Below are 21,767 nucleotides of genomic sequence, written 5' to 3' on the forward strand. Positions count from 1 at the left end.
CACCTGCCGAGGTGTTCGAAGAGCAGCTACGCTCACTCCAATAACCCGGTGTTGCAAGGACCAGTTGAACCCAGGCAATTTCGGAGCCGGAAATTCGTTGCCGCACTGCACTACTACGGCATGGTCGGCTCGATGGGCCGTGTCGGGGCCGCCGGGGACAACGCGGCCATGGAGTCGTTCTTCAGCCTGCTGCAAAAGAACGTCCTGAACCGACACCGCTGGGCCACCCGTGAAGAGCTGCGGATCGCCATCGTGACCTGGATCGAACGGACCTACCACCGCCGCCGGCGCCAGATCGCTCTGGGCCGGTTGACCCCCATCGAATACGAAGCAATCATGACCACACCGGCCAGTCAGGCCGCGTGACCGAAACTGTCACCTATCCGTGCAGCAGACCCGAAGCCGGGCCATGGGATCGGGTCTGGACGTGTGGACGAGCGCGTACTGGTTGCGCTTAGCGGCGGCGGGCATGCACCGGCCGTCCACGGGCATAGGGACGGTTCGTAACGCCTCTCGCGGATGTGATTTGTGTAGGTCCACCCTGGATAGCCACCACGGGGATCCAGCCACCGTGCGACGGCCATTACCGACACGATCTGCGCCCCAGCTTGTTTGAGCGCAGTGGCGACAGACGCTGCGTGTCCGCCAGTCGTCCAGGTGTCATCGATGACCACTACGTGGCTTCCGTCCGGGACCAGACTATGCACGTCGTAGAAGTCTGGCCGTACTTCCCGCCGCTGCGCATCAGCGGCAAATCGGGAGGCGATACTCGCAGAGATCTCGATTTCGTCATCGCCATCGAGAACCGAAAGTAAGATTTCGCGGAAACGATGTGCTGCACCAGTAGTTTTCAGCGATGGGACCGTCGCCCAGTATCGCGTTGCGCTTCCCACAAGCGCGTCTGCGCAGCTGCGGTGCTGCAACCCTATGGCCGTCACCATGGCCACGATCTGAATGTCGGTCGGTGTTGCCTGAGGTCGCTTGTAGCGATGCATCAATGCGCCGCTCTCCAAACCTCTGCAGCCGTAGATCATCGAGCCGACAAGATCAACCGTTGCGGATCCAGTGGTAGAAGCGCAACGGTCACAGCGTGCTGTTCTTCCGTTCAAAAGTCCGCCGCGGCACACCTCACAAGTACGCCGTGGGATGTGAATAGTGTTGTGAAACTCATGGGCTGCCGCTTGGGCAAGAAACATTGCGAGTGGGTCATTTGCGTCGTGCTGCCCGTTCACTTGGCATCGCCTGGGTCTGGCTCCCTGCGTGTGCCTGGCGTGATCTGTTGAACTATCTCCGCGAGCTCTGCCAGGCTGGCAGCCCTGTACACACCGGAAGCCGACAGTAGTTGCTGTGCCCAATCATTGGCGTCGGCGACAAGATCGGTGAGGATCAGCGGCCGACCTAAGTCGACGGCATGCCGTGCGAGGTTGCGAGCGCCACTGTGCTCTCCGGCTTCGACGATTATTGCCGCCGATGCGTACTGTGCGATGGAGTTGTTGCGCAGCAGAAAGTTTGTCTTCTGGGGTGGGGCTTCCGGCCAGAACTGCGACAGGAGCAGGCCGCGTTCGCCGATCGCGTGCTGAGTCGCGCGATTTGCCGCCGGATAGCTTTTGTTAATGCCCGTGGCGATGAATGCCACGGTGCGTCCTCCGGTGTGCAGCGCAGTCTCGTGTACAGCGGAATCTATTCCAGCTGCTAAGCCGGATACGACAGTAAGAGACTGCGCTACAAGGTATTCAGCGATTGCCGTCGCCAGCTGAATTCCACGCACGGAAGCGTCCCGCGAACCAACGACCGCAATGGCGGGATCATGGTCTTTCAAGCTTCCCTGGGCGAACAGGAATGGCGGAGTGTTGGCGGTACCGACCATTGACGGTGGAAAGCTGACGTCTATCGCGCTGAGGAATTGCAGGCCGGTCCGCTCCCACGCTCGAAGGTCTGCCTCTGCATCTGCCAGGAAAGCCCCCTCCGTGCTGATGGGGAGCAAACCATCAGGATGGTACTTGCGCCAGACTTGGACAGCGCTGCCACATGAGAGGACCTGTGCGGTGAGCTTTCGCCACGTGAGGTTGCCTGGCCTGGCGCGCAGAAGGGCGACAAGCGCCGCGTGTTCTGCGAACGACTCCAATGGAGGCCCCTCCTGCGATCAGCCTCGGCATACCTGACGAGAACACTCGTTGTGGGCGGTCTCGTGATGTCCGTCCCCCGAGAGTCTAGGTCGCCAACGTGCCGTTCAATGCCTCGCCGACGACCAGCCACTGCTGTGCGCCGTCTTGGTCGACGTATCGAAAGACCTGCTCGAACGCAAAGACCGGCTTCAGCGTCACCTGGGTATTCCCTGGTTGGGTGTCGACGCCGTTCTCCTCAGTCATCGGGGTCCCAGACTGCCGGTGTCGGGGTCATCGGCCGCGATCTGCTCGACGACCTTGATGATGCCGCGCAACGCCTGCTCCTCGGTGGGGGCCAACCAGGACAGCGAGGGGAACTCGACGACCAGGCCGACGAACTCGTTGTCCGCTGGCGACCACTCGACCCGGTAGGCGTAGTCCGGCCGGGCGACATCCTCGGCGGTCCGCGTGTGCCGCAGATGGTTGCGGATGGTGGTGACGATGAACGCCGCCCGCTCCCGGGGGCTCTGGCCATATCCGGGGGCGGTGATTGTGCCGGTGGCGATGAGGTCTCCCTTGGTGATGCCGGGCTGCTGCTCGTGCAGGTCCAGTTCGATGTCCCGATCCCCGCCCCGTTCGCGGAAGTAGAAGTTGTGCCCGTCGACCCGGCCTTCCCACCGCTCGGGCACCTGACCGCCGTGGCGGCCCACGACGACGCCTGGCTGATCGGCCAGCCACCCCTGCAGGTCAGCCTCGGCGGCGTGCTGATCGGCCTGAAGCTGCCGGCCCTGTGGTGACCGCCAGAACTCGTCCATGTGGTCGAAAAGCTCCTGGAGCGTCTCTGCTGGTCGCCACCGCCGGTTCCCCGGCGTGTTCTCCATGTCGTCGGGCATCAGCCAGTCACTTCGGCGGCGGGTCGAGCAGGGCGCGGGCGTCTTTGATCAACAGCAGCAGGTGCAGCGGATCGGTCGGTGAGGGCTCGAAATCGAAGTGGGCGTAAAACGCTCGCGCCTGCTCGTGCAGCGCGTGCACCAGCAGTGCCCGCACACCGATGATCTCCGCCGCGGCCACCGCGCGAGTAATCGCGTCGCGCAGCAGCGCAGCTCCCAGACCCTTGCTCTGTTCCTTGCGGTCGATCGCCAGCCGCGACAACAGGATCACCGGCACCGGATCGGGCATGTTGCGCCGCACCCGCCCGGGTGTGCCGGCGCGCTCCACCGCCGCCGAGGCCAGCGCGTAGAACCCGACGACACGGCCGTCCCGGCACGTCACGAAACACCGGGAGGCACCCTCGACGTGGTTGGCCAGGGCGCGGCCTCTCAGGTACTCATCCAGGGTGGGCTCGCCGCTGTCGAAGTCGGCGACCACATCGTGCTCGCCGATCGGCCGGGGCGCGCTATAGCCGCTCACTCGTCGAAGATCGAGGGCTCCGCGAACAACTTCTCCAGCCGCGGCTTCTGCGACACCGGCCGGTCCAGCACCGCCGCGAACTCCGACCAGGCCGACGCATCGAGCATGAACAACCGCCGATCGGCGAGCACCTCGCGGGCATGAGCCAGCGTCGCCGTCACCGTGAAGTTGGTCAGATCGGTCCCCTCCACCTCGGCGGCACGACGAATCAAGGCGTCCTGCTCAGCAGTCAGGCGCACCGCGAACCGCTCCGTCTTCGTAGCCATGCCAATCATTGTGCGCCTATCAGGCACACAATGCAACGGGGTTTTGATCATGCCCCTGACCAGCATTGATGCACTTCGCGCCTGTAAGACAGGCTTTGACTCACAGGAAGTTATGCCGGGGCCAGTCGGGTCGCGGTGGGACGGCCACGGCTGTCTCGTCGCTTTCAACCCCTGTGAGGGGGAGGCATGTCTTCTCATCTGCTGACCGCGCTCAAGCTTCTGCTGATCACGGTAGTCGTCATCGTCGCGTTTTGGCTGGCGGTGTGCATCGTCGCGATGTTCACCGGCCACACCGATGTTCTGCCCGCCATCGGTGCGGTGCTGGTCGACCTGATCGAAGCGCTCGTCACAAGCCCTTTGCGCGAACTGGCCACTATGGCGTCCTAGCTAGTCGTGGACGGGGACGTCCTCGATACCCTTGACCGTCATCGTGCGCCCGGGGCGGCCAACCCAGTCCCACTGCACCTGCACGGTGATCTGACCGCGCTTGCCGGCGTGGAAGGTCGCCGATCACCGTGATCCCGGGCGGCGGCATTCTCACTGATCCCGGCGCGCCGCGGCCGGCTTGAGACCAGCACGGCCCATAGCCGCCTGGCGGTGGGCGCGGCCTGGTCGACCCCGTGTGGTGTGGTGCCGAGGTGCTCCTCGCCCGTCTCGCATACCTGTCACTGCTGCAGGCGAGACTGGCGTGTATGACGGATACCGAACGACAGTGGCGGCATATCTGCGAAGTGTGCGGGGTGGAGGAGATCCTGACTCCGAGCGATGCGTTTGATCTCGGGTGGGACTACCCGCCGCGCATGGGCAAGTTCGGCGTCGTCGGCCCCCGATGTTGTCCTCGATGTCCCAACGTGAGAACGGTGTGGTGGGCTCTCGTGATCGATGGCTATACCGAGGACATGCTGACCGTAGTGCAGCAGGAGACTGTAAGACGGATCGTCGGTGAACCAGACTCCGTTGCCGTGGTTGATGATTGAGCGGAACCATCGGATTTGGCGACGAGCGAAGCTGCATCTCCCGTGTCCCGTCCGGGCTCTCGCCGCTGTCGATGTGTCAGCGCCGGCGACACGCGCGCAGAATGCTGTTTGCGAAGAGTTCTCCGAAGCTGTAGCAGGATGTTTGGATCTGCATTGTGAGTCCCGTGCGCAGGAACTAACGGCGGTCACGAGTTCGAGATCAACCCCAAGGCATTGCTTGCTCTCAAGAGGTCGAAATATGTTGTTCAGCAACGGGTATGCGCACAGCGCGCGTACATCGAGTGGAATCATGACCTGAACAGGGACCATCTTCGCCACCGCGGCGCCTAGCTTTCAAAGTTCACCACATACGGTGAACATTCACACTGGCTCTTGCGAGAAGCCCTCAACAGCAACATATTCAGCGCGGCAGGTCGGCTAGTCTACGGCCGGGAATCTCTCGACAAATCTCCGGGACTCGATGGGAGCTGCGATGGGCAGGCCACGGAACGGGCGCCTTTCACGGGTGCGAGTCGAGTTCAGCCTGCCACCGGCAATCGCCGACGCCGTCTACACGTACGCGGACTCCGCCGACATCACGTTGTCGCAGGCCGGCAGTGAACTCCTGAAGCTGGCGCTGAGCCAGCGGGGAATCGATCGCGGAGAGTTTATCGGGAATCCACTGAATCCTGTTGTCCCCGCGCAGAATTCGGGAGGTGCACCGAACACCTAGCTCCAGTGCAGCAACGGCACTTCCCGCGGCATGCGCCGCCCAGAAATGCCGAAAGCCGGGCGCCAACCCGGCTTCCAGACAAACAAAGAGTTCTCAGGCTCTTCAAACCCTCCAAGGAGGACTGTGTTCATTTCAGCGTGCCCACGCACGATTGTCAACCAACCACGCCGCGTGATCGGCAGTGGACGCTGATGGCCCGATTCAAGAAGTTCACACCGGCCGATGCGTCGGTGACCGTTCCTGACGAGGCACCGCCCGAGCCGACCCTGGAAGCGGCATCGGCGTTCATGCAACGCGCCGCCCTGACACCGCTGCCGGAGCCGGGACCCGATCTCGAGAAGCGCATGGCCATGCTCACCGCGATCAAGATCCGCTATCCGGACCCCGAGATCGCCAGGGAAGCTGTTCTGCAGGCCGCGAAGGTCCAGTGCATGACTGAGTTCACCACCGAAGCGACCGACAAGAAGGCTTGTGCTGAAGTGGCCAGGCATCTGGCCTGGGCCGCCGTCGGTGACGTCGTCGACGCCAAGAGAGCCCTCAAACGCGGACCTGTAGACGAGCGACTGGAGGTCACCGGAGCGCAGAGCCCCCGAGGCCATCGGCAAGTCCGGCACGTCCTCTACACCGCGGGACGCTTGTTCCATCCCCGGGAATACCCGCCAGAGCGGGTAACGCCGGTGGCGCGGACGAAACGGAAGGCAGCCAGCTACGACGAGATCCGTTCCTTCTACAGGGTCGTCTGGGAACTGCCCACCCCGCTGGGGATGCGAGCGCTGGCGTTGGCGGATCTGAGCTACGGCGTCGGCGCCCGCGCGGCCGACTTCAAGGTCCTGAGAGGAACGGCGATCACCACCGTGCGCTCACATGGCCGCGCGATCTGCGTCGTCGCCCTGCCCAACGCCGCCGGCGGTGCGCGGCAGGTACCAGTCCTAGAACCCGGCATCAACTCCCGGCTCATCGAATTGGCGGCCCGAGTCGGTGACGGCTTGGTGCTGGCCCCCAACGCCGAGTTCGCTGAACGCAACATTGTGAACCGCATCAGCGAAAAGCTGACCAACAAGGGATATCCACCCGTCAGGGCGGCGGCGCTGCGCAACCGGTGGATTCTTGACATGGCCGAACGACGCATACCCACTGCGATGCTGTTGCAGTTAGCGGATGTTGCGGACCTGAGGGTGTTGAGCGATCTACGAAAAGAGTTGCCGCACTTCAAAATCCGGCACGCCATCACCATTCAGCAGGACAGCCTGCGATGATCGCCGCACGCAAACCGGAGTGCATCATCGCCGACGACCTCTTCAACTACGCCCACCACCTGGTGTGGGAATCAGGGGTAGCCGAGTTGATCGACGACCAACACCCTCATCGTCGTGAGGCGGTCGGGCGACGCCCTCAAGGCATCGGCTATACGACCACCGCGGTTCTTGTCTCGCTTCTGATCAGGGTCGTGATGAAACGCCCTCCCACACTGACGGGCATCCTGCAGACGATTACGGAGCTCACCGCGGCCCAACTCACCGCAGTCGGCATGCACGACCAGGATTGCTCGAGGATCTGGCGACAACACCACGCCGAGTACAAGCGCTTCACCGCCTGGTGGACACGCAGACTCAGGCCTTTCGATTCCTGGGCTGACCTGCCGGCCCGGCGCATGACCAATGCCCAGTATCACGCCCGACTCAAAAAGCGCACCGACGAACAACGCGAGCATGCCGAACACGCCGCACGACTTCTGCACCTGGCCATCAACCGCCTCGTCGCAGCGTCCGTAGAGATCAAGAACCCCGAAGGCTGCCGGGGAGACCTCGTTGTCGACGGCACCCTCTACCTCGTCGCCAAACAAGACGGCACGATCGGAGTCGCCGACGACAAGATGCGCGGCGCCGTACCGAGTGCGAACTACCACGTGCGCGACCGCAAGTCTGCGGCCAACGACGGCACAGGCACCACCCGCCAGATCACCTATGCGGGGATGACCCTGGAAATGACCGCACTGACCCGCATCGGCAAGCCCACGGCGATGCACGCCGTGGCCCCGGTCTTCGTCGGCATCGCCATCCACTACGGAACCTCAGGAAGCCCGGAAGGCATGGCCGATGCGCTCGAACAAGCAGAGGCCAACGGTCTGACCGGACGTCCTGAAAGCCACCGGGCTAGGTGGCCGTTCATGGTTTCCGACATGGCCTACAACACGAAGGACAAAACTGCCGACATCCTGCTCGAACGTCGCTACAACTTCGTCGGCCGGTTCCCCAAGGGCTGGGGGATCGAATGCCCCTCGACGAAACCTGCCGGAGCGCCCGCCTCCGAGCCCGAACCGGGCGCTCTCCAATGGGCCGGGGCGTTCTTCTGCCCCGCCGTCCTGGCGAAAATCAAAGACCACAGCGCACCGAAGATGGAACACCTTCTCAGCAACGATCAGTTCCGCCTCCACGACAAGCGGTTGCGGCGCATCCTGCCCTACCTCATGGGCTACAACTCACGGCCCTTCTACGCACAAAGCGGGCACGGCAGGCCCGTTCTGGGTCGCTCACGCAAGCAGGTGGTCAAGGTCAAACTGGTCTGCCCGGCGGCGCTGGGGAACGTCATCTGTCCACTCAAACCCGAATCCATGCAGTACGGCCGGCGCGGCGTCCCGGTCGCGGAGCCGACCTGGCAGGCCCACGAACGTGGATGCTGCGCCAAGTCAAGCGTCATGGTCACCCTCACCCCGGACCAGTTCAAACGCGCGCAATGGGATCTGGTGCCCGGGAGCTGGGAACACGCGGTGTACTTCGAGGCAGCTCGCGCGCTGACCGAGCAGCGGTTCAGCCACCTCAAGTCCGCCCACGTGACGGGGCTGAGGCAGCTCACCGACGGGCCGCGGCGCGACCCGATGATCAAGCTGATCCTGGCCATGGCCGTCGTCGCCTCCAACCGGGAAAGTCAAGCAAACTTCGACTCCGCCAAGGTCAGAGAAGAATCCATCGACATTCGGATGCGTCAGCTCGCCGCCGACCTCGGCCACGAGCCCGCCCGCACACCGCCAAGAACCTAGAAGCATCTCCGCACGATGGACCGCGCCCAACCGGCGCGGTCCATCGCTATGTCTGCACCCGGAAAAGTCGGTGGAATGAAACGGCACAATTTCACCGAACCGCCACAGAACGCCCGCTGCCAGCGGAAACGGCCGGCTCGCACTTTGGTGCGAAGGAGCGCTGATGAAACCAGACGCGACCGAACGACGGCCAGAGCGGCACCACCGAAGTTGTTCTCTGAGCCTGGAGAAAGTCGGTGGAAAAATCGCAAAAAGTCGGTGGAATCAACCGCCGGATTGGCACTCTGACCTGCATTTGAGAACCTCACACAGTGGGATCTCTCAGGAGATCTCGGACAGGCCGAACCTCTAGGGGTTCGGCCTGTTTTGTTTTGGGGGTCAGGGGCGGGGCGAGGGCGAACCGCCCCAGTGGTTAACGGTGCTATAGTGGCGTTACTTACCGTTACTGACGGGATGCAGTGATGACCGTAGACGAACTCGACCAACTCTTACGCGACCGGTTCGACTTGGACCGCAACGAGTTCATCGCCGCGCTCAAGTCCCTGCCGGCGCGTCGGCCGTGGGCTGCCAGTCTGACCGCCGTCGAGGCCAGCTTGCTCGACGACGCCGGCTTTGTTCCCGATCGCGAGGCCTACGCCGAGATTGCCGCGGACGCTACCGCGCGGATGGGCCAGCTTTACAGCACCGCCTACAGCGCGGCCGAGGTCGCTAAAGGATTGGGCGTCAACGACTCCCGGATCAGGCAGCGTCGCCTCAATCACACCCTGTGGGCTATCGACGACGGCGGCGCATGGGTCTACCCCGCCGCTCAGTTCGAGCGCGTCGACCGCCCGGGCACCCCCTTTGCGCTCAAGCATGTTCGTGGCCTAGACCGAGTGCTGCCCCACCTTTTGCCGAAAGGTCTCCACCCCACTGCGGTGGCCAGGTTCCTCCTGACTCCTCAGCAGGAGCTGCTCATCGATGGGCAACCCACATCCGTCCGCGCGTGGCTTCTCCACGGGGAATCGGAACAGCCGGTGGTCAACCTCGTCGAGAAGGGTGAGTGGGCGTCGGCGTGAACCCCGACGAGATGTTGCCCGGTCCACCGGCTCCGCACGAGCTGCGTGAACTCGGCATCCTTGCCGGCGAGACCCGCGCGATCGCGACCGACGAGGTCTGGTGGCGGGTTCACAAAACCGAAGGCGCCCGTGTACTCGCATGGAACGCGCTGCGTAGCTACGGACCTCTACTGCGCTTCGACCCGCATCAGCTGCCCCGAGGAGACGATCCGGGTCGCGGTGTGTGGTACGGCGCATCGACACCGGACGCGGCTCTCGCCGAGGCATTCCAGTTCGACCGCACTATCGATCGTGGCCGCAACCAGCCTTATCTGACGGGCCTTTCGTTCACCCGGGCGCTCACCGTCCTCGATGTTGCCGCTGACAGCGACGGCGCATGGGCGACCCGGGTCGGCGGTACGTACGCCCTTTCCACCGGCCCCCATGCCGTCACCCAGCGGTGGGCGCGCAGCATATCCGCCGCTTACCCGGATCTTGACGGCCTCCGCTACAACAGCCGGTTCGCCGGCGCCCCCTGCCTGGCCTTGTTCCAGCCCGCCGCCGATGCAATGCCCGGCCGCCCCAAACTTTCACTGCCGCTCACCCACCCAGACCTAGCCAGCCGTCTCGCAGGTGCGGCCAAGCGGCTCGGCTACGGCGTGGTGTGAGCGGCGGCGCCCGCTAATACGCCGACACCGCGTTCTCCCGCGCCCACCGCTGCTCGGCCTCCGACCCGCCCGGAGGCGGAACAAGCCCGTTGATCATCCACAGTTCCTCGCTGGTTTCGTCGATGTGGAACTCCCAGTGCAGACCCGGGTGCCGCTCCAGCGTCGGAGTAAGGATCTGGTTGATCCATTGGGTGATTCGCCGACGGTTCTCCGAGTCCGGGGCGCGCCGGGCGATGTGATCGATGGTGATGCGCACACCGACCGTCGTCGGCTCCCCGCCCACGTAGAAATCCTCGGGTGCGGTCGCCTGAAAGAGCGTGACCACATAGAAGCGCGGCAGTCCGGCTCGCGCGTACCCATCGGTGATGCGGGAGGCCAGCTCGCGCTTGTCCTGCGCGGTGAAGATTCCCGGAGTGTGATGAATGGTCCACAGCGGCATGACGACTCCTTGTCCCGGCGCCTCAGTGCCCCAGGCCCGATGACAGCTTTTCGACCGGACCGGACAGCGCGGCCTTCACGTCGACGGTCAAGGCATCAGCCAGCACCTCCAGGTCGCCAGCCTCCACGCCGTCGAGGATCCGGCGGGCCACTTCGGTGGGCGTGACCTTGGGTGCGGCGATGTCGGAGACCATGTCGGTGTCGATCAGCCCGGCGTGCACACCGACCACCAGCGTGTGTTGTGCGGCCAGCTCCTCACGCAGCGAGTTGGTCACCGACCAGGCCGCGGCCTTGGAGGCGCCGTACGAGCCGGCGCCCGACAGCCAGGACAGCACCGAATGCATGTTGACCAGCGCTCCCCCACCGTTGGCCGCCAGGATCGGCGCGAACGCCCGCGCGACCCGCAGCGGGCCGAACACGTTGACGTCGAAGGTGTCGGTGATGCGCTCGAATGACCCGGTCAGAAGGCTGTCCGGCAGCAGCACGCCGGCATTGTTGAACACCAGCTGCGCGTCGCCGGCGACCTCGGCCAGCGCCGCCACCGACGCCTCGGATCGCACCTCCAAGGCGTGGGTCACCACCTGCGGGCGCTCGTCGGTGTACGCGGCGCGGGCGGTCGAATACACCTTGCGGGCCCCGCGGGCCAGCAATTCGTCCACCAATGTCGCTCCCAGCCCACGGCGGCCCCCGGTGACCACGGCGACCTTGCCCTCCACTGCAACCATGTCGAACCCCTTCCATCTGACTAACGAACCCGTTAGTAAGAGCCAAGCACCTTTAGCTGGATAATGCAAGCGTTAGTCAACTAGTATGTGGGCATGGAGTTCGAGCCACGACTGCGCGACCGCACCCGCTGGTCGATCGGCGGGGCCTGTTCGGTGGCCAAGCTGCTGGACGTACTGAGCACCAAGACGGCGTTTCTGGTGGTGCGGGAATGCTTTTACGGCACTACACGCTTTGAAGACTTCACAGCACGTGTCGGCGCCTCGGCGCCGGCGGTGTCGAGGGCACTCAAGCAACTCGAGGCGGCCCAGATCATCTGCCGGGTGCCCTACCAGGAGCCCGGGCAGCGGCCCCGTGACGAGTACCGGCTGACTCCCGCCGGGGAGGATCTGTTGCCGGTGTTCGTGGCGTTGATGCAGTGGGGCGACAAATACCTGCAGGACGGGACCCCGCCGGTGCGCTTAGTCAACGCAGCCACCGGTGGCCGCGTGGGTGTCCGCGTCGTCGACGAATCGGACGCGCCGGTGACCGACCCGGACGACATCGAAGTCTGCTGGAACGCGCCGCAGCGCGCCCGCTGAGGCGAAGTTCAGCCGGCCCGGATCACGGTCTCGGCGAACTCGGCGATCGACTCCGGCGGCGCGAAGTCGGCAAACCACACATAGAACCGTTGCGCTCCTTGGCTTTCGAGCAGCCGGAAGTGTTCGGTCAACGCCGCGGCGTCACCACACACCAGGCCCGGCCCCAGCCGCCCGAAGCGACGTTGGGCCGTCGCCGTGACCGCCTCCAGGTCCTGATCGCGTCGAGCGAAAGCGACCATCTGCTGGACCGAGGCGCGCGCCGAGCCGATCGACGGCAGCAGCTCGGGCAACTGAGGTATGTGCGTCGCCGGAAGGTTCCACCAATCGGCATAGCGTCGAACCAGCCCCAGCATCCGGGGACCGACACCGCCGAGGACGATCGGGATCGGCTGGGATGGCGCCGGAGCCTGCGCCAGCGGACCGTCGCTACTCCAGTACTCCCCCAACAACTCCAATGTGTTGCCCAGTGCGTCGACGCGCTGGCGGGGGCTGCCGGAGGGGATCCCGTACTTCCGAAGTTCGTCGGGCATAGAACCGGAGCCCAGGCCCAGTTCGAAGCGTCCCCCGGTGGCCTCGGCCAAAGTGGTTGCCTGCTTGGCCATTACGGCCGGATGCCGAAACGCGTCGCACAACACGACATGGCCGATCTTGATCCGCTGCGTGCGGGCCGCCACCCAGGTCGCCATCGTCATCGCCTCCCACAGCGGCTCCGTGGGCGCCATCGGGGTGTCGAGATGGTCGAGGAAGGCCACGCCGTCGAAGCCGCATTCCTCGGCCGCCTGTGCCCGTGTCACCAGGTCGTCGATGCCGATCCGGGTTTGGGGCAGATACAGGAACCACTCCGTCATTACGGTCCTTCCGGGGTTGGGGGCGCCGGCGCCTGCCGAAGCGCCGGGAGCACGTAGCGACGAAGGTGGCGCCGCACGGCCACCGGGTCGTCGGGATTTAGATGATGCCCCGGCACGCTGCCGAAGCTGATCATCACCCGCGCGATCCATTCGCTGGTCTCGGGCAGGTCGGTGTTGGGGTGGATCTCCCCCGTCGCGGCGGCCTCGGCCACAAACGGATACCAGAAGGCGGCCAGGTCCGGCACCAGTCCGCGCACTCCCGCGCCGGCGCAGGCCGTGAATTCCTCGGGCTCGGCGGTGCGCAGCCGCATCAGCAAGGTGCCCGGGTCGTCGTAGGTGCGCCGGCCGATCTGCACGCCGGACACCAACCGGTCTTCAAAGCCCGTCAGCGCCGATAACTCGGCGCGCGCCTGGGCCCAGCTGGTCTCGACGAGCCGCATGATCGCGGCGCCCACCAGCGTCGGCTTGTCCGGAAAGTTCCGGTACAGCCAGGCGCGCGACACCCCCGCCGCCTGGGCCACGTCGATCATGGTGGTGGCCCGAATCCCTTTGTCGGCCAACAGCGTCTCAGTGGCATCCAGGAGGCGATCGATGGTCGACACCGCCACCTCCTGACCGGACAAAGCAAACGTGTAGACACATTATCGGATCTGTGTACTATGGCGACGCGTCGCGTAGACCACGGCTGAGGAGGTCTGATGGCGGAGACCATGCAGCAACTGTTGGCCGAACGCGTCGGCGACACCGGCCTGGCGGTGCTCTACAACCACGCTGACGGCAGCCAGACCCGCTGGACCTGGGCGCAATACCTCGACCGGGCGGCTCGGCACGGCGCCGCGGTTCTCGCCCGCGCCGACACCAGCCGGCCGATGCACGTCGGCGCACTGCTGGGCAACACCCCCGCCATGCTCACCGCCCTGGCCGCCGCCGGGCTGGGCGGCTATGTCTTGTGCGGGGTCAACGACACCCGCCGCGGTTCGGCGCTGGCCGGCGACCTGCGCACCGCCGATGTGCAGATTTTGCTCGTGGACACCGAACACCGCCCACTGCTTGCGGGCCTGGAGCTGCCCGGCGTCACGATCATCGACGTCGACGACCCGGCCTGGGTCGCCGAATGCGCGGCCGCCGGGGCGCTGCAGCCGCATCGGCAGGTCGAGCCGCTGGACCCGTTCATGCTGATCTTCACCTCGGGCACCAGTGGCGACCCGAAAGCCGTTCTGGTCAGCCACTTCATGGTGCTGGTGGCCGGGCAGAACCTCACCGAGCGATTCGATCTCAGCGCCGACGATGTCGTCTACCTGTCCATGCCGCTGTTTCACTCGAACGCGATCGCCGCCGGCTTCGGCCCCGCGGTGGCGTCCGGTGCGGCCATGGCACCGGCGAAGTTCTCGGCTTCGCGGTTCCTGGCCGACATTCGCGCCTACGGTGGCACGTATATGAACTACGTCGGTAAGCCGTTCGCCTACCTGCTGGCACATCCCGAGCAGCCCGATGATGCCGACAATCCGCTGCGGGTTGCCTTCGGCAACGAAGCCTCCGAACGTGACATCGCCGAGTTCGCCCGCCGGTTCGGTGTTCATGTGGTCGACGCCTTCGGCTCCACCGAGAACGCCGTCACCATCACCCGCGATGAAGGCACCCCGCCCGGCTCGGTGGGGCGCGGGTTCCCCGGCGTCGCCATCTACAAAAGCGATCCCGTCACCGAGTGCCCCCCGGCGGTCTTCGACGAGCACGGTGTACTGACCAACCCCGACGAGGCGATCGGCGAGCTGGTGAACACCGCCGGCTCGGGCTTCTTCTCGGGGTACTACAACAACGATCAGGCGACCGCCGAACGGATGCGCGACGGCATGTACTGGTCAGGCGACCTCGCCTACGCCGACGCCGATGGCTGGATCTATCTGGCCGGCCGCACCGCCGACTGGATGCGGGTCGACGGCGAAAACCTGGCCGCAGCGCCCATCGAGCGGATCCTGATGCGTCACCCCGACATCAACCAAGCCGCGGTCTATGCGGTTCCGGACGGTAACGTCGGCGACCAGGTGATGGCCGCGCTGGTGCTGCGCGACGACGCCACGCTGACCGAAGACCAGTTCGCTGATTTCCTTGCCGCGCAAGAAGACCTCTCCCCCAAGGCCTGGCCGCGCTATGTCCGGGTGGCCGCGCAGCTGCCCGCGACGGCAACCAACAAAATCCTCAAACGGGTGTTGGCGGCCGACGGAACCGACGTCGGCACCGACACGCTGTGGGCGCGGCCCGAACGCGAGCGCACCTACCGCACCACCACCACGACAGGAGCGCAACGATGACGGCTGACAAGCCCGTGGCCCTGATCGTGGGCGGCGCATCCGGGATCGGCTTGGCCACCGCGCACGCCCTGGTCGCCCGTGGTGACCATGTGGTGATCGCCGACATCAACGAAGAGGCCGCGCACGCCCGCGCCGCCGAACTGGGCGACGCGGCCACCGCCGTCGCCGCGGACGTGACCGACGAGGCCAGTGTCGCAGCGGCATTCGCAGCCGCGCGCGAAGCCGGGCCGGTCCGCACGGCGGTCAGCTGCGCCGGCCTGTCGATCATCAGCCCCATCGCCGACATCGAGCTGGCCGGCTGGCAGCACACCATCGACGTCTGCCTCACCGGCACCATGCTGGTGATCAAACACGCGGCCCGCTCCCTGGAAGACGGCGGCAGCGTGGTCGCGATCTCCTCGCTCAACGGGCGCCAGCCCGGGACCACCATGGCGGCGTACTGCAGCGCCAAGGCCGGCGTGCTGATGCTGGTTCAGGTGGCCGCACTGGAGTTGGGCCCCCGCGGCATCCGGGTCAACGCCGTGTCCCCCGGTCTGGTGGACACTCCCCTGGTCGCCGGCCTGGCGATGGTGCCCGGGCTCACCGACGAATACATCGAAAACACCCCGCTTGGCCGCTCCGGCATGCCCGACGACATCGCGCAGACCGTGGAGTTCTTGACCTCGGACCGCGCCGGCTGGATCACCGGATCCGCGTTCGACGTCAACGGCGGCGCGCATCTGAAGCGCTACCCCGACGTGCTCGGCAAAGTACAAGCCCTGACCGAAGGATCGTGAGATGCGCAGTGTCGTCATCGACGGGCCCGGATCGATCCGCGTGGACAACCGCCCCGACCCCGAGCTGCCCGCAGCCGACGGCGCGATCGTCGAGGTGACCGCGGCCGCGATCTGCGGTTCCGATCTGCACTTCTACGAAGGCGACTACCCGATCGTCGACCCGGTTGCCCTGGGCCACGAGGCGATCGGCACCGTGGTGGACGTCGGGCCGCAGGTGCACTCCGTGCGGGTCGGGGATCGGGTCATGGTGTCCTCGGTGGCGGGCTGTGGACGCTGCGCCGGGTGCGGCACGCTGGACCCCATCCGGTGCCACTCCGGCCCACAGATCTTCGGTTCGGGCCTGTTGGGTGGCGCGCAGTCGGAGCTGCTTGCCGTGCCCGGCGCCGACTTTCAGCTCGCCCGCATCCCCGAGGGGATCCTTGACGCCGAAGCTCTGCTGCTCACCGACAACCTGGCCACCGGGTGGGCGGCGGCACAGCGTGCCGATATCCCGGTCGGCGGCACGGTCGCGGTGATCGGGTTGGGCGCGGTGGGCTTGTGTGCGGCGCGCAGTGCGCTATTCCTTGGCGCGGCAACGGTTCTCGGCATCGACCCGGTGCGGCAGCGTCGGGAGCGGGCGGCCCTGATGGGGGTGACCCCGGCCGAGCCGCCGACCACGGCTGCCGCCATGGAGCTCAGCGACGGGATCGGGGTGGATGCGGTGATCGACGCCGTCGGCTCGGACACCACGATGTCCGACGCGCTGAGCGCCGTGCGGCCCGGCGGGACCGTGTCAGTGGTGGGCGTGCATGATCTGCAGCCGTTCCCCTTCCCGGCGTTGCCGGCCCTGCTGCGCAGTGTCACGCTGCGGATGACCACCGCACCGGTGCAACAGACCTGGCCGCAACTGGTGCCGCTGCTGCAGTCCGGGCGACTGTCGGTGGACGGGATCTTCACCACCGAGATGGCTTTGGATGACGCCGCGGATGCCTACCGTGCCGTGGCAGCTCGGTCCGGGGACGTGGTGAAGGTGCTGCTCACGCCGTAGTGTGCGGCGGTGTTGGGCGAGTTATCCACAGCCTCCCTGCCGTGGCCCCAGTTATCCACAACCCGCGATCTTTCGCAAAGTTGTGTCGGTAGACGGGCGTAATATCGCACATATGTTCGAAACATCGCTTCCGGGTCCGGAGTCGTTGGCGCAGGCCGATGATGCGGCACTGGTGGCGACGATCACCGGATGGGCGAGGGTGGAGGCCTCCGCTGCGGCCCACCGGCTGGCCGCGATCGGGGAGCTGGTCGCACGGCGTACCAGCGGTGATGGTTTTGAGCGGTCCCGCTGGGCGTGCGACAACTGGGACGGCGCGGCTGCCGAGGTGGCCGCTGCCGAGCAGATCAGCCACGGGATGGCGTCTTCCCAGATGTATCTGGCAAGTGCGCTGCGTGATCGCATCCCCGAAGTGGCGGCGCTGTTTCTGTCCGGCCGGATCAGTGCCCGGCTTGCCTCGGCGATCGCCTGGCACACCACATTGATCACCGACCCCGGCGTACTGATGCTCGTCGATGCCGAGCTGGCGGATCTGGCAACCTCGCTCGGACCGCTCTCGACCGCGAAAGCCGCCGCTGCCATCGACGCACTGATCGAGCGGCACGACCCGGCGGCGGTACGTCGGACGCGCGACCGGGCCCGCGGGCGGGAACTGGTCGTGGACACCCACCAAACGGAAGGCGGCACCACCGCGGTGTGGGGACGGCTGTTCGCCGTCGATGCCGCTGCGCTGGACCAGCGGCTGATGCAGCTGGCCCACAGCGTCTGCGACGACGACCCACGCACCCTGGCCCAGCGCCGCGCCGACGCGCTTGGTGCCCTGGCGGCCGGCGCCGAGTCGTTGACCTGCGGCTGTGGGAGCCCCGGCTGTCCCGCCGGCGGGGTAGCCGATGCCCGCGCGACGGGCGTCGTCGTCCACGTCGTCGCTGAGGCCGTCGCACTCGATGCCGCTCCCGACCCCGAACTGTCCGGCGACACCATCAGCCCGCCTGATCCTGCGGTAACGGCCCCGGCTCATACACGCCGCACACCGTCTGGGCGCATCATCGGCGGCGGCACAGTGCCGCCAGCCCTGCTGGCCGAACTCATTGCCGGCGGTGCCACCGTCAAGCCGCTGGCGCAGTCCGCCGACTTGACGGCCGAACCGGGTTACCGGCCATCGACCGCGCTGGCGGCGTTTATCCGCGCCCGCGACCTCACCTGCCGATTCCCCGGCTGCGACCGGCCGGCCACGGTCTGCGACATCGACCACGCCGTCCCGTTCCCTCGGGGAGCGACTCACCCAGCCAATCTGCGGTGCCTATGCCGAAAACATCACTTGCTCAAGACTTTCTGGACCGGTCGCGGTGGCTGGAGCGACCGTCAACTTCCCGACGGCACCATCGAATGGACCGCGCCTAGCGGTCACACCTACACCACCCATCCAGGCAGCCGCCTGCTGTTCCCGAGCCTGTGCCTGCCCACCACTGCCCCACCGGCACGGGTTGCCGATCCGGAGCCGTCTGTCAATCGCACGATCATGATGCCCACTCGCCAGAGCACCCGCGCCCAGAACCGGCTCCGGTGCATCGAGGCCGAACGCGCCTACAACCTCGCCCAGAGCGACAGGCCTCCGCCCTAGCGCCCCGCCGCCTAGCCGCGCGGGCGTCGTGGCCGTAACCGCAGCGGGGGCATCGCCGGAGCCGGCAGCCGTTGCAGGCGTCCTTGATAACCGCTGACCTGGCCGAACTGCTCGTCGCCGTCTTGCCAGCGTCGCCGGAACTCGACGATCTCGTCATGGGTACGGCCGATGAAGTTCCACCACAGCACCAACTCCTCGCCGAAGGGCGCTCCGCCCAGCACCAGGAGCCGCGCGGGGGAGTCACCGGTGTTGCGCAGCGCCAGCGCCGCCCGGCCCGGGCCTTGATAGCCGAGTTCGCCGAGACCCAGAGCCGTGCCGCCGAGGCTGACCGCTCCCTGGTCGCACAGCACGCCATGCTCGAAGGCGGGGTTGATGTCGAGCACCAGTTCCGCGCGCGGATCCAAGTCGACCTGGGCGCCCAGCAGGGGGGTGAACGACGGGACGGGGGAGTGGCAGCCGGCGAGCTCGCCCAGGAACACCAGAGCGGACGCGCCGGGCAGCGAAACGGGCTCGGGCGCAAAGTGGTTGAAGTCGCGGGCGCTACGGCGGGCAGCATTGGGCAGGGCGACCCACAGCTGCACCCCGCGTAGGACAGGAGCAGACTGCGGATCAATCGAGACCTCAGAGTGGCAGATGCCCGCGCCGGCGGTCATCAGGTTCAACTCACCCGGGCGCACCACCGCGTGCACGCCGCCGCTGTCGCGGTGCTCGACACGGCCGCTGAACAACCAACTGGCCGTCTGTAGCCCGGTGTGCGGGTGCGGGGGCACGTCCATCCCGCCGTCGGCACCCACATCGTGTGGACCGTAATGGTCGATGAAGCACCACGCGCCGATCAGTGAGCGTTCGCGTTGGGGCAGGGTGCGGCGGACGCTGATGGCACGCGCGCCGCCCAGCGGCACCTCACGGGGATACAGCACCTCGATGTGATCTTCAGGAGTTGCCGCACAAGCGAATTCAGACGAGGTGGCTTCCAGGTTGCTCAACTGTCCACCTCCGGGCCGGGGGCGCTATGCCGCCGTGGCGATCCTACCGGCCTATCCCGTAAACGGAGCTGGTCACGCCGCCGACCGAGGACCGAATTGCCCGGCGGTCAGGTGAAAAACCGTCGTTGTCACCGGTGGCTTCTCGCTTTCATGGTTGATCAACAGCGCCTGGTTGTCGGGCAGCTCCCGGGTATTGATCTCACCGGCGGCGATCGCTCGTAGCAACGCGTGGGCCTGAGCCAGCTCGGCCCGCTTCCGGTACTGGCCACCGGGGAGCTTCACGGCAGCCCACACGCCGTATTCCTCGCCGCGTTCCACGGCCAGCGCCGCGCACTGCCGCTGTTGCGCGAGCGGGCAGCGCCGCAGGCATTGCAAACGCGCCTCGGTGGAGGACCGTTCGTAGGCCCGGGCCTTGGCGGCCCCATCGGCCCCGTCGGCGTCGGGGTAGCCGAACCACAGTTCAGGGTTGGCGGAGCAGGGGGGTGCCATCGGAAGAGCCTCCTCGTGACGTCCGGATAACGTAGATAGAAACGTATACGATCGAATACGCGAGACGCAACAGAAGTTGATAAAAACATATATGTAAGTAGAGAAGGTCCAGGCTGTGTACTATCCGTCCATGGCTGGGGCGCAACAGTGAGCCGTGAAGCGGCGGGCGCGGCCATTCGGGCACTGCGGGAGGCGCGTGACTGGTCGCTGGCCGACCTGGCCGCAGCCACCGGTGTAAGCATCATGGGGTTGAGCTACCTAGAGCGCGGCGCCCGGAAGCCCCATAAAAGCACTGTTCAGAAGGTTGAGAACGGACTCGGACTGCCGCCGGGCACTTATTCTCGGCTCCTGGTGGCCGACGACGCCGACGCGGAACTGGCTCAGTTGATCTCCGCGACGGACGTGCAAACATCCACCGCCCGCCCTGCCGGATCGATCGTCGTAGACCGGCACAGTGATACCGAAGTGCTCGAAGGATACGCCGAGGCGCAGCTCGATGCCCTTCGTTCGGTGATCGCGAGACTGCCATCGAAAGCATCTGACGAATACGAGACGTATATTCTTTCGGTGATCGCGCAGTGCGTGAAGGCGGAGATGCTCGCGGCCAGCTCCTGGCGGGTAGCGGTCAACGCGGGCGCCGATCACGCGGCCCGGCTGATGGGGCATCTCCAGGCTTTGGAGGACATCCGGATCGACTTGCTGCAGCGAATGCCGGGCAGTCTGACCGCCCGCTTCGATCGGGCGTGTGCCCAGTCGTCGCTGCCGGAACCGGTAATCGCGGCGCTGATCGGGGTCAGTCCCGAAGAGATGTGGGACATCCGCAACCGGGGCGTGATACCGCCCGGCGCACTGGCGCGAGTCCAGGCATTCGCCGACATAGACGCCAAAGATGTTGGTGATGAGGGGGGAAACCAGTGAGCAATGGAGAGTTAGAGGTACTGTCGCGCGCCAATGAGCTGTTCGCCGGCAATCCACAGACCGCCTCACTGGAGTCCGGGGCGGATCACTATGCCCAGATGTTGGAGCGCAATACCAACCTCGATACCGGTGCCGGTCATGACCGGTACCGGATGGCGGTACTTGCTCAGCGAGAGAGGCTGATGGATACCGCGTGTACTGATGCACGGGCCAACTTGGTGCTGGCCGCTGCGGTAGCCGATCACGCTCGAGCGGACCGGCAAACGGCCGGCGTCGTCTCCGCCGCCCGCGCTGACTCGGCGGTCTCCCCGGACACGCCGCTGGCCCATCGGGAGGCGATGCGCCGGCGGGTGGCCAGGCTGCGCGCTCAGCACGCCCACGTGGCGTCGGCGCAGCATCGCGCTCGAACACATCGCGCGCGCCTGCGGCGGCTCCGTTACCGAGGGGTTCGACGCAGGCCCGTGCGCGTGGATCGCTTGCGGCTGCCCAACACTCGTGCCGGGCTTGCGGTCCGCGCGGCACTGTCGCGGCTAGGCAGACCCTATGTCTGGGGTGCATCCGGTCCAGACCGATTCGACTGCTCGGGGCTGACGCAGTGGGCGTATCACCAGGCCGGGGTGCCGCTCACGCGTACCACCTACACGCAGATCCACGAAGGAATTCCGGTGCCGCCCTCCCAGATCCGACCCGGGGACCTGGTGTTTCCGAGCACCGGTCATGTCCAGCTGGCGATCGGCGGGAATCGCGTGATCGAAGCTCCGCATGCGGTCAAGTCCACGGACGTGGTGTACGACGTCGTCGTGTGATTCTTCGATGTGATGGTTCAGGCGGTCAGTGCCGCT

The 21,767-nt window shown here is 66.1% G+C and carries 24 protein-coding genes and 1 pseudogene; 14 read left to right on the top strand and 11 right to left on the bottom strand.

Features of this window, described 5'->3' with window-relative positions; translation table 11 throughout:
* A partial coding sequence (locus AWC18_RS14415; RefSeq protein WP_234806534.1) for an integrase core domain-containing protein occupies positions 1 to 366 on the top strand: 366 nt, incomplete at its 5' end.
* 862 nt (positions 367 to 1,228) lie between these two features.
* On the opposite strand, the gene AWC18_RS14420 is transcribed toward AWC18_RS14415, so the two are convergent.
* The 5 genes and pseudogenes from AWC18_RS14420 to AWC18_RS14435 all read right to left on the bottom strand — a co-directional run.
* Positions 1,229 to 2,125 carry a DNA-processing protein DprA gene (locus AWC18_RS14420; RefSeq protein WP_085139173.1) on the bottom strand — a complete coding sequence of 299 codons (897 nt, stop codon included), beginning with the start codon at positions 2,123 to 2,125 and terminating at the stop codon, positions 1,229 to 1,231.
* 85 nt (positions 2,126 to 2,210) lie between these two features.
* Positions 2,211 to 2,369, bottom strand: a complete 159-nt coding sequence (locus AWC18_RS21680; RefSeq protein WP_165758008.1) for a hypothetical protein — start codon at positions 2,367 to 2,369, stop codon at positions 2,211 to 2,213.
* Positions 2,366 to 2,920, bottom strand: coding sequence for a hypothetical protein (locus tag AWC18_RS14425; protein WP_133054997.1), 555 nt, complete (start codon positions 2,918 to 2,920; stop codon positions 2,366 to 2,368). The genes AWC18_RS21680 and AWC18_RS14425 overlap by 4 nt, the downstream gene beginning before the upstream one ends.
* 85 nt (positions 2,921 to 3,005) lie before the next feature.
* Positions 3,006 to 3,515 (bottom strand): GNAT family N-acetyltransferase, encoded by a 510-nt coding sequence (locus tag AWC18_RS14430; protein WP_085139175.1) that lies wholly within the window; start codon positions 3,513 to 3,515, stop codon positions 3,006 to 3,008.
* A pseudogene (locus AWC18_RS14435) lies at positions 3,512 to 3,817 on the bottom strand (type II toxin-antitoxin system TacA family antitoxin); the annotation flags it as partial. The gene AWC18_RS14430 and the pseudogene AWC18_RS14435, both read right to left, overlap by 4 nt.
* A 150-nt stretch (positions 3,818 to 3,967) precedes the next feature.
* Here AWC18_RS14435 and AWC18_RS14440 point away from each other — a divergent pair.
* From AWC18_RS14440 to AWC18_RS14470, 6 genes are all read left to right on the top strand, one after another.
* Positions 3,968 to 4,168 carry a hypothetical protein gene (locus AWC18_RS14440; protein WP_085139176.1) on the top strand — a complete coding sequence of 67 codons (201 nt, stop codon included), beginning with the start codon at positions 3,968 to 3,970 and terminating at the stop codon, positions 4,166 to 4,168.
* Between the two features lie 305 nt (positions 4,169 to 4,473).
* Complete coding sequence (locus tag AWC18_RS14445; RefSeq protein WP_085139188.1) at positions 4,474 to 4,758, top strand: hypothetical protein; 285 nt, start codon at positions 4,474 to 4,476, stop codon at positions 4,756 to 4,758.
* A gap of 717 nt (positions 4,759 to 5,475) precedes the next feature.
* On the top strand, positions 5,476 to 6,726 hold the full coding sequence (locus tag AWC18_RS14455; protein ID WP_133054998.1) for a hypothetical protein: 1,251 nt from the start codon (positions 5,476 to 5,478) through the stop codon (positions 6,724 to 6,726).
* Complete coding sequence (locus AWC18_RS14460; RefSeq protein WP_085139179.1) at positions 6,723 to 8,507, top strand: hypothetical protein; 1,785 nt, start codon at positions 6,723 to 6,725, stop codon at positions 8,505 to 8,507. Before AWC18_RS14455 ends, AWC18_RS14460 begins: the two co-directional genes overlap by 4 nt.
* Positions 8,508 to 8,968: 461 nt before the next feature.
* Positions 8,969 to 9,565, top strand: coding sequence for a hypothetical protein (locus AWC18_RS14465; RefSeq protein ID WP_064998822.1), 597 nt, complete (start codon positions 8,969 to 8,971; stop codon positions 9,563 to 9,565).
* Between the two features lie 11 nt (positions 9,566 to 9,576).
* Positions 9,577 to 10,212 carry an RES family NAD+ phosphorylase gene (locus tag AWC18_RS14470; protein ID WP_085139189.1) on the top strand — a complete coding sequence of 212 codons (636 nt, stop codon included), beginning with the start codon at positions 9,577 to 9,579 and terminating at the stop codon, positions 10,210 to 10,212.
* A gap of 13 nt (positions 10,213 to 10,225) precedes the next feature.
* Here the strand turns inward: AWC18_RS14470 and AWC18_RS14475 are convergent, their stop codons facing one another.
* On the bottom strand, positions 10,226 to 10,651 hold the full coding sequence (locus AWC18_RS14475; protein ID WP_085139180.1) for a tautomerase family protein: 426 nt from the start codon (positions 10,649 to 10,651) through the stop codon (positions 10,226 to 10,228).
* Positions 10,652 to 10,673: 22 nt separating this feature from the next.
* A complete protein-coding gene (locus tag AWC18_RS14480) occupies positions 10,674 to 11,375 on the bottom strand; it encodes an SDR family oxidoreductase (RefSeq protein WP_064998824.1) in 702 nt (233 codons plus the stop codon).
* Between the two features lie 93 nt (positions 11,376 to 11,468).
* Between AWC18_RS14480 and AWC18_RS14485 the strand changes: the two genes are divergently transcribed.
* Positions 11,469 to 11,954 carry a winged helix-turn-helix transcriptional regulator gene (locus tag AWC18_RS14485; RefSeq protein WP_208858371.1) on the top strand — a complete coding sequence of 162 codons (486 nt, stop codon included), beginning with the start codon at positions 11,469 to 11,471 and terminating at the stop codon, positions 11,952 to 11,954.
* A gap of 8 nt (positions 11,955 to 11,962) precedes the next feature.
* On the opposite strand, the gene AWC18_RS14490 is transcribed toward AWC18_RS14485, so the two are convergent.
* Together AWC18_RS14490 and AWC18_RS14495 are read right to left on the bottom strand one after the other, a co-directional pair.
* Complete coding sequence (locus AWC18_RS14490; RefSeq protein WP_085139182.1) at positions 11,963 to 12,802, bottom strand: LLM class flavin-dependent oxidoreductase; 840 nt, start codon at positions 12,800 to 12,802, stop codon at positions 11,963 to 11,965.
* Positions 12,802 to 13,410, bottom strand: coding sequence for a TetR/AcrR family transcriptional regulator (locus AWC18_RS14495; RefSeq protein WP_234784523.1), 609 nt, complete (start codon positions 13,408 to 13,410; stop codon positions 12,802 to 12,804). Before AWC18_RS14495 ends, AWC18_RS14490 begins: the two co-directional genes overlap by 1 nt.
* 90 nt (positions 13,411 to 13,500) lie before the next feature.
* Here AWC18_RS14495 and fadD1 point away from each other — a divergent pair, with 90 nt between their 5' ends.
* From fadD1 to AWC18_RS14515, 4 genes are all read left to right on the top strand, one after another.
* Positions 13,501 to 15,111, top strand: coding sequence for a fatty-acid--CoA ligase FadD1 (gene fadD1 / locus AWC18_RS14500; RefSeq protein ID WP_109560095.1), 1,611 nt, complete (start codon positions 13,501 to 13,503; stop codon positions 15,109 to 15,111).
* On the top strand, positions 15,108 to 15,887 hold the full coding sequence (locus tag AWC18_RS14505; protein ID WP_085139184.1) for an SDR family NAD(P)-dependent oxidoreductase: 780 nt from the start codon (positions 15,108 to 15,110) through the stop codon (positions 15,885 to 15,887). The genes fadD1 and AWC18_RS14505 overlap by 4 nt, the downstream gene beginning before the upstream one ends.
* A gap of 1 nt (position 15,888) precedes the next feature.
* Positions 15,889 to 16,914 carry an alcohol dehydrogenase catalytic domain-containing protein gene (locus AWC18_RS14510; protein ID WP_064998830.1) on the top strand — a complete coding sequence of 342 codons (1,026 nt, stop codon included), beginning with the start codon at positions 15,889 to 15,891 and terminating at the stop codon, positions 16,912 to 16,914.
* Positions 16,915 to 17,026: 112 nt separating this feature from the next.
* On the top strand, positions 17,027 to 18,532 hold the full coding sequence (locus tag AWC18_RS14515; RefSeq protein WP_085139185.1) for an HNH endonuclease signature motif containing protein: 1,506 nt from the start codon (positions 17,027 to 17,029) through the stop codon (positions 18,530 to 18,532).
* Positions 18,533 to 18,543: 11 nt separating this feature from the next.
* Here the strand turns inward: AWC18_RS14515 and AWC18_RS14520 are convergent, their stop codons facing one another.
* Together AWC18_RS14520 and AWC18_RS14525 are read right to left on the bottom strand one after the other, a co-directional pair.
* Complete coding sequence (locus AWC18_RS14520) at positions 18,544 to 19,518, bottom strand: pirin family protein (protein WP_085139186.1); 975 nt, start codon at positions 19,516 to 19,518, stop codon at positions 18,544 to 18,546.
* 72 nt (positions 19,519 to 19,590) lie between these two features.
* Positions 19,591 to 20,007 (bottom strand): WhiB family transcriptional regulator, encoded by a 417-nt coding sequence (locus AWC18_RS14525; RefSeq protein ID WP_064998833.1) that lies wholly within the window; start codon positions 20,005 to 20,007, stop codon positions 19,591 to 19,593.
* A gap of 147 nt (positions 20,008 to 20,154) precedes the next feature.
* Here AWC18_RS14525 and AWC18_RS14530 point away from each other — a divergent pair, with 147 nt between their 5' ends.
* Both AWC18_RS14530 and AWC18_RS14535 read left to right on the top strand, forming a co-directional pair.
* Positions 20,155 to 20,925 carry a helix-turn-helix domain-containing protein gene (locus AWC18_RS14530; RefSeq protein WP_064998834.1) on the top strand — a complete coding sequence of 257 codons (771 nt, stop codon included), beginning with the start codon at positions 20,155 to 20,157 and terminating at the stop codon, positions 20,923 to 20,925.
* Positions 20,922 to 21,731, top strand: coding sequence for a C40 family peptidase (locus AWC18_RS14535; protein ID WP_085139187.1), 810 nt, complete (start codon positions 20,922 to 20,924; stop codon positions 21,729 to 21,731). The genes AWC18_RS14530 and AWC18_RS14535 overlap by 4 nt, the downstream gene beginning before the upstream one ends.
* Positions 21,732 to 21,767 lie beyond the last annotated feature (36 nt).

Origin of the sequence: Mycolicibacter nonchromogenicus (assembly GCF_002101775.1) — a bacterium.
GTDB lineage: Bacteria > Actinomycetota > Actinomycetes > Mycobacteriales > Mycobacteriaceae > Mycobacterium > Mycobacterium nonchromogenicum.

Coding starts and splice junctions, on each gene's coding strand:
- AWC18_RS21680 (WP_165758008.1), bottom strand. CDS start 2,369: ATGACTGAGGAGAACGGCGTCGACACCCAACCAGGGAATACCCAGGTG.
- AWC18_RS14425 (WP_133054997.1), bottom strand. CDS start 2,920: ATGGACGAGTTCTGGCGGTCACCACAGGGCCGGCAGCTTCAGGCCGAT.
- AWC18_RS14440 (WP_085139176.1), top strand. CDS start 3,968: ATGTCTTCTCATCTGCTGACCGCGCTCAAGCTTCTGCTGATCACGGTA.
- AWC18_RS14445 (WP_085139188.1), top strand. CDS start 4,474: ATGACGGATACCGAACGACAGTGGCGGCATATCTGCGAAGTGTGCGGG.
- AWC18_RS14460 (WP_085139179.1), top strand. CDS start 6,723: ATGATCGCCGCACGCAAACCGGAGTGCATCATCGCCGACGACCTCTTC.
- AWC18_RS14465 (WP_064998822.1), top strand. CDS start 8,969: ATGACCGTAGACGAACTCGACCAACTCTTACGCGACCGGTTCGACTTG.
- AWC18_RS14470 (WP_085139189.1), top strand. CDS start 9,577: ATGTTGCCCGGTCCACCGGCTCCGCACGAGCTGCGTGAACTCGGCATC.
- AWC18_RS14475 (WP_085139180.1), bottom strand. CDS start 10,651: ATGCCGCTGTGGACCATTCATCACACTCCGGGAATCTTCACCGCGCAG.
- AWC18_RS14480 (WP_064998824.1), bottom strand. CDS start 11,375: ATGGTTGCAGTGGAGGGCAAGGTCGCCGTGGTCACCGGGGGCCGCCGT.
- AWC18_RS14485 (WP_208858371.1), top strand. CDS start 11,469: ATGGAGTTCGAGCCACGACTGCGCGACCGCACCCGCTGGTCGATCGGC.
- AWC18_RS14490 (WP_085139182.1), bottom strand. CDS start 12,802: ATGACGGAGTGGTTCCTGTATCTGCCCCAAACCCGGATCGGCATCGAC.
- fadD1 (WP_109560095.1), top strand. CDS start 13,501: ATGGCGGAGACCATGCAGCAACTGTTGGCCGAACGCGTCGGCGACACC.
- AWC18_RS14505 (WP_085139184.1), top strand. CDS start 15,108: ATGACGGCTGACAAGCCCGTGGCCCTGATCGTGGGCGGCGCATCCGGG.
- AWC18_RS14510 (WP_064998830.1), top strand. CDS start 15,889: ATGCGCAGTGTCGTCATCGACGGGCCCGGATCGATCCGCGTGGACAAC.
- AWC18_RS14515 (WP_085139185.1), top strand. CDS start 17,027: ATGTTCGAAACATCGCTTCCGGGTCCGGAGTCGTTGGCGCAGGCCGAT.
- AWC18_RS14525 (WP_064998833.1), bottom strand. CDS start 20,007: ATGGCACCCCCCTGCTCCGCCAACCCTGAACTGTGGTTCGGCTACCCC.